General features: G+C 59.6%; 5 protein-coding genes. 4 read left to right on the forward strand and 1 reads right to left on the reverse strand.

Annotation, left to right across the window (positions count from 1 at the left end; genetic code table 11):
* The coding region (locus AB4Z11_RS25595; protein WP_442028613.1) for a lactate/malate family dehydrogenase at positions 1 to 413 on the reverse strand (413 nt) is incomplete at its 3' end.
* 291 nt (positions 414 to 704) lie between these two features.
* Here AB4Z11_RS25595 and AB4Z11_RS25600 point away from each other — a divergent pair.
* The 4 genes from AB4Z11_RS25600 to sdhA all read left to right on the forward strand — a co-directional run.
* Positions 705 to 1,502: a GntR family transcriptional regulator gene (locus tag AB4Z11_RS25600; RefSeq protein ID WP_442028614.1), complete on the forward strand. Its 798-nt coding sequence runs from the start codon at positions 705 to 707 to the stop codon at positions 1,500 to 1,502.
* A gap of 157 nt (positions 1,503 to 1,659) precedes the next feature.
* Complete coding sequence (gene sdhC / locus AB4Z11_RS25605; RefSeq protein ID WP_442028615.1) at positions 1,660 to 2,082, forward strand: succinate dehydrogenase, cytochrome b556 subunit; 423 nt, start codon at positions 1,660 to 1,662, stop codon at positions 2,080 to 2,082.
* Positions 2,083 to 2,454, forward strand: coding sequence for a succinate dehydrogenase, hydrophobic membrane anchor protein (sdhD, locus tag AB4Z11_RS25610; protein ID WP_442028617.1), 372 nt, complete (start codon positions 2,083 to 2,085; stop codon positions 2,452 to 2,454).
* Between the two features lie 2 nt (positions 2,455 to 2,456).
* Positions 2,457 to 4,006, forward strand: a 1,550-nt coding sequence (gene sdhA / locus AB4Z11_RS25615) for a succinate dehydrogenase flavoprotein subunit (protein ID WP_442028619.1), incomplete at its 3' end; no start/stop codon positions are given.

Raw genomic sequence — 4,006 nt, forward strand, 5'->3', positions numbered from 1 at the left:
GTGTTGGCTGGATTGCCCACCACCAGCACCTTCACGTTGCGCGAAGCGACGGCGTCCAGCGCCTTGCCCTGCACGGTGAAGATCTGTGCGTTCGCTTCCAGCAGGTCCTTACGCTCCATGCCTGGGCCACGTGGACGCGCGCCGACCAGCAGGGCCACGTCGGCGTCCTTGAAGGCGGTCATCGGGTCGGAGTGGGCGGTCATGCCGGCCAGCAGAGGGAAAGCGCAGTCGTCGATTTCCATCATCACGCCTTTCAGCGCTTTCTGAGCTTTTTCGTCCGGGATTTCGAGCAGTTGCAGGATGACTGGCTGGTCTTTGCCCAGCATGTCGCCGTTGGCGATGCGGAACAGCAGGGAATAGCCGATCTGGCCGGCGGCGCCGGTAACGGCAACACGCATTGGGGTTTTAGCCATGATGAATCTCCAAAGTGGAATAGAAAACGGTCCGAAGCACGTAATGATACCGCATCAACGTGGTTGAAATGGCACGCTGAACGAACTATGCTCATCCTGGCTCTGTAAATGGGGACGTAACAGATTTAGGGCCTGCAAATGCGCTACGTCCCCATTTACAGAGCCAGCATCGACGGGGAGTTTAGGCCGGTATTTGCTCACTGTCAATCATATCTTATGTCTTATATAAGACAGATAAGTTGTGAGGTTTTTTCTGGACGCACGTGCCCTTTTGTGGTGAAATCGTGGTCTATGAACCCCGTCCCGCCCAATCAGAACAACACAGGCGCAAGTTCGCCGGCGACACCAAACACTGGTGGCGCGGCGGGTCCATCTCCTACTTTTTCTCCCCTTTACCAGCAAATCAAGGCCCTGATTACCCAGAGCCTGCAGTCCGGCGAATGGAARCCGGGCGARMTGATYCCSAGCGARRTSGASCTGGCCGSSCGCTACAAGGTCAGCCAGGGCACGGTGCGCAAGGCSATCGACKAACTGGCGGCGGAGAACCTGGTGTCGCGCAAACAGGGCAAGGGCACTTTCGTGGCCACCCACCACGAGGAGCGTGCGCATTACCGCTTCCTGCGCCTGATGCCCGACGAGGGCGTGCCGCACTACCCGGAGAGCAAATTCATTGAGGTCAAGCGGCTGCGAGCGCCCGCCGATGTGGCGCGCCTGCTCGATCTCAAGTCCGGCGATTCCGTGGTCTACATCAAGCGTGTGCAGTCCTTCGACGGCATGCCGACCATCGTCGAGGAGCTGTGGCTGCCCGGTCTGATCTTCAAAGGCCTGACCGCGGAACGGCTGAACGAATACAAAGGCCCGATGTACGGGCTGTTTGAGAGTGAATTCGGCACGCGCATGATCCGCGCGGCCGAAAAGATCCGCGCCGTCTGCGCGGAAGAGGGCGATGCTGCACTGCTCAAAGTAGCGGCCGGCACGCCGCTGCTATGCGCCGAGCGCGTGTCCTTCACCTATGGCGACAAGCCGGTGGAGCTGCGCCGCGGCCTCTATCTGACGGAGCGTCATCACTACCAAAACGATTTGAGTTGAGGCGGGGTTGTAGAGGCGATAACAAAAACGCCGCGCCGCAATAAAATTTTGGTTATATGTAAGAATACATATTGGTTCATGGGGCGAAAATCGGCGAAAATCACATTCTCGCCAAGTTTGGCAAATAATTAGCAACAAAGTACAAGGAGGTTTTGTTATGTCTGAAGCCGTGCGGGAAGCACCGAAAAAAGAACGGCCAGAGTTCCGTAATATCCACGTCACGGACCTCATGGGCTACCGCTTGCCGTGGGCCGGCAAGATATCCATCTTGCACCGCATCAGTGGCGGCTTGCTGTTCCTGCTGCTGCCGGTCGTGCTCTACCTGTTGGAACAAAGCCTCCGCTCTGAATACTCCTTCGCTCACTTCCAGGAAATCGCGTCGACCCCGATCGTGAAGCTGATCTTCCTGGCGCTGGTCTGGGGCTACACCCAGCACTTCTGCGCGGGCATCCGCCACCTGATCATGGATACCCACACCCTGGCCGACAAGGAATCCGCGCAAAAGACCGCGGTTACCGGGATTGTGATTACCGTCATCGTGACCGTGCTGGTCGCCCTGAAACTGTTCGGAGTGTTCTAAATGTCTATCAATAACAATGGCATCGGCCCGAAGCGCAAGGTTGTCGGCGCCCACTACGGCCTGAAAGACTGGCTGGCACAGCGCGTGACCGGCGTTCTGATGGTGGTCTACACGGCCATCCTGCTGTTCTGCATTTTCACTGCCTCGAATTATTCCTATGAAGGCTGGGCCGGCCTGTTCGCCCAACAGTGGTTCAAGCTGTTTACCCTGGTGACCTTCGCCGGCCTGTTCTATCACGCCTGGGTTGGTATCCGTAACATCTGGATGGACTATGTCAAGCCAGTTGGTGTTCGCCTGGCCCTGCAAATCATCACCATCGGCTGGCTGATCGCTTGCGCCGTATGGTCGGTACAGATCCTCTGGAGTGTTTAATCGTGGCAGCTATCAAATCTGCAATCCCATCCCGCCGCTTTGATGCGGTGATCGTTGGCGCCGGCGGTTCCGGCATGCGCGCCTCCCTGCAACTGGCGGAAGCCGGCCTGAATGTGGCCGTGCTGTCCAAGGTCTTCCCGACCCGCTCCCACACCGTGGCAGCGCAGGGTGGTATCGGCGCATCGCTGGGCAATATGGCCGAAGACAACTGGTACTGGCATATGTTTGACACCGTCAAAGGTGGCGACTATCTGGGCGACCAGGATGCGATCGAATTCATGTGCCGCGAAGCACCGAAGGTCGTGTATGAACTCGAACACTTCGGCATGCCTTTCGACCGTAACCCGGACGGCACCATCTACCAGCGTCCGTTCGGCGGCCACACCGCGAACTTCGGCGAGAAGGCCGTGCAGCGCGCTTGCGCCGCGGCTGACCGTACCGGCCACGCACTGCTGCACACCCTGTACCAGCGCAACGTGCGCGCCCGCACCCACTTCTTCGTGGAGTGGATGGCACTGGACCTGATCCGCGACGCTGAAGGCGACGTGGTCGGCGTGGTGGCCCTGGAAATGGAAACCGGCGAATGCATGATCCTGGAAGCGAAGACCACCATCTTCGCCACCGGTGGCGCAGGCCGTATCTTCGCAGCGTCGACCAACGCCTTCATCAACACCGGCGACGGCATGGGCATGGCGGCACGCGCCGGCCTGCCGCTGCAGGACATGGAATTCTGGCAGTTCCACCCGACCGGCGTGTCCGGCGCGGGCGTGCTGATCACCGAAGGCGTGCGCGGCGAAGGCGGYATCCTGATCAACTCGAACGGTGAACGCTTCATGGAGCGCTACGCTCCGACCCTGAAAGACCTGGCGCCGCGCGACTTCGTGTCCCGCTCCATGGACCAGGAAATCAAGGAAGGCCGCGGCTGCGGTCCGAACAAGGACCACGTTCTGCTGGACCTGCGCCACATCGGCTCGGACACCATCAAGAAGCGCCTGCCGTCGATTCTGGAAATCGGCCACAAGTTCGCCAACGTCGACGCGACCAAGGAACCRATYCCKGTCGTGCCGACCATCCAYTACCAGATGGGCGGTATCCCGACSAATATCCACGGTCAGGTTGTTGTGCCAACCGGCGACGGCAGCCAGAAGGTCGTCAACGGCCTGTACGCGATCGGCGAGTGCGCTTGCGTTTCCGTACACGGCGCTAACCGCCTGGGCACCAACTCCCTGCTGGACCTGGTCGTGTTCGGCCGCGCAGCAGGCAACCACGTGGTCAAGACCCACCTGGAAGAGAAGGAAAACAAGCCGCTGCCGAAGGATGCAGCCGACTTCGCGATGAACCGCCTGAACAAGCTGGAAACCTCCACCGGCGGCGAGCGCGTACAGAACGTGGCCAACGATATCCGCGCCGCGATGCAGAAATACTGCGGTGTGTTCCGTACCGACGACATGCTGCAGCAGGGCTACGCTGAAATCATGAAGCTGGACGAGCGCCGCAAGCACGTCTCCTTCCAGGACAAGTCCAAGGTGTTCAACACCGCCCGCGTGGAAGC

This window comes from Pseudoduganella sp. RAF53_2 (genome assembly GCF_052113985.1).
Taxonomy (GTDB): Bacteria; Pseudomonadota; Gammaproteobacteria; order Burkholderiales; family Burkholderiaceae_D; genus Rugamonas.